Source organism: Streptomyces sp. NPDC007205 (assembly GCF_040634095.1).
Taxonomy (GTDB): domain Bacteria; phylum Actinomycetota; class Actinomycetes; order Streptomycetales; family Streptomycetaceae; genus Streptomyces.
On sequence record NZ_JBEYEW010000175.1, the window covers coordinates 1 to 1,479 of the forward strand.

Annotated in this window: 2 protein-coding genes and 1 pseudogene; 1 reads left to right on the forward strand and 2 read right to left on the reverse strand. The window is 66.3% G+C overall.

The genetic code is table 11. The features are described from left to right. Positions 1–94 precede the first annotated feature (94 nt). Both ABZ624_RS43040 and ABZ624_RS43045 read right to left on the reverse strand, forming a co-directional pair. Positions 95–376, reverse strand: a pseudogene (locus ABZ624_RS43040) (transposase); the annotation flags it as partial. 349 nt (positions 377–725) lie between these two features. After that, positions 726–935, reverse strand: coding sequence for a DUF1918 domain-containing protein (locus tag ABZ624_RS43045; protein WP_360101223.1), 210 nt, complete (start codon positions 933–935; stop codon positions 726–728). 176 nt (positions 936–1,111) lie between these two features. On the opposite strand from ABZ624_RS43045, the gene ABZ624_RS43050 reads away from it, so the two are divergent. Next, the coding region (locus tag ABZ624_RS43050; RefSeq protein ID WP_360101226.1) for a transposase at positions 1,112–1,479 on the forward strand (368 nt) is incomplete at its 3' end.

A 1,479-nucleotide genomic window follows, 5' to 3' on the forward strand; every position in this document is an offset into this window, starting at 1 on the left:
CACCACCCTCCTGGCCACGACCGCCTGACCGCGGCCACCCTCACCACCCGAGCACACCTCAACTCGCCTGCCCCATCAGCAACTTGACAAGGCCCGCCGCAGCCTTCAAGATCTCGTTCGCCCGCCTCAGCTCGGCGATCTCCTTCTTCATCGCCTTGATCTGCGCGGATTCCTCCGTCGTCGTCCCAGGCCGGGCCCCGTTGTCGATCTGGTCCTGACGGACCCACTTGCGCAGCGTCTCGGTCGTTCCGATGCCCAGCTTCGCCGCGACCGCTTTCATTGCGGCCCACTCTGTGTCGTACTCCGGACGTACCTCGGCGACCATGCGGACCGCTCGTTTACGCAGCTCAACGGGGTAGGGGGAAGGACGTGCCATGACTCGATCCTCTCAAATGATCGAGTCTCTATCGGACCCGGAACGGTTCACCGCTTTGCTGATCGATCCCGGCGCAGCGTTCATAGACGACGTCCACCGCCGGCCTCCCCTTCGTGCGTCCCAACGGGGCACGACCGTCCGGCGGGGTCCCAGGAGGCGAAAGAGTCTGATACGCGTGCTCGAAGCAACACTTCCGAGCGCCTGACGAGCGGGGCCCCGGCGTCCTGCTGATTGACGGGCTCGGACACGCCAAGTGGCCACGACGTCAGCCGGACAGCCGCACCCGACTTTCCCACCCTCGGGGCGACGCCGACAGGCGTCCGGCTTGCTGATTGGACAGACCCTTTCGTTACGGCAGATCCACTTGTTCCCCAGCGGAAAGAGGACGCACGATCGCATCAGGACCGGGCGTCATGATGGATTCCCGCCCATCATCGAAACGCACCCGATACGGCGGCGCACCGCCCTGGCCCAACACCTCGATGATCTCGCCTCTGCGATCGCGGCGGCCCACGATCCGGCCGAAGACAAGAAGCCCGTCACCCACACTGGCCCGCATCCCCGCCACCCCTCACTCCCAGGCATCCTGAACCTGGACATACTCCTACCCGCAGCCCCGCCCCGATAAGCGACCGACCGCCAGGTTGCGACACCGCGGCCACGATCCGGCCTCCCCGCCAGCATGAGGGTCCCCTCGTACCGTGGAGTCCGTGATACCAGGGGAAGCAGAGGTTCATGGGGTCCAAGCAACAGAAGTACGACGCCGAGTTCCGTGACGGTGCTGTACGCATCGTGATCGAGACGGGCAAGCCGATCCCGGAGGTCGCCGAGGACCTCGGTGTGCATCCGGGGACGCTGCACAGCTGGGTCTCACGCTGGAGGAGGAACGGCTCGGCCTCCTCCGACCGGCCCGCGCCCGCCGCCCCGGGCGGCCGGCTACGGGAAGCCGAACGCGCTGAGCTGGAGCGGCTGCGCCGGGAGATGAGCGAGAAGAACAAGCGCATCCGCGGGTGTTATCAAGTTGAGGAGCGGGGGTGTGATGATCTTGGTGGGGATCGTTGTGGGAGGGGCCGTTCGTGGATACCGCTGCACCGTCGTACCGG

Excerpts from the sequence above, each read along its gene's own strand:
- ABZ624_RS43045 (WP_360101223.1), bottom strand. The coding sequence starts at position 935 with ATGCGGGCCAGTGTGGGTGACGGGCTTCTTGTCTTCGGCCGGATCGTG.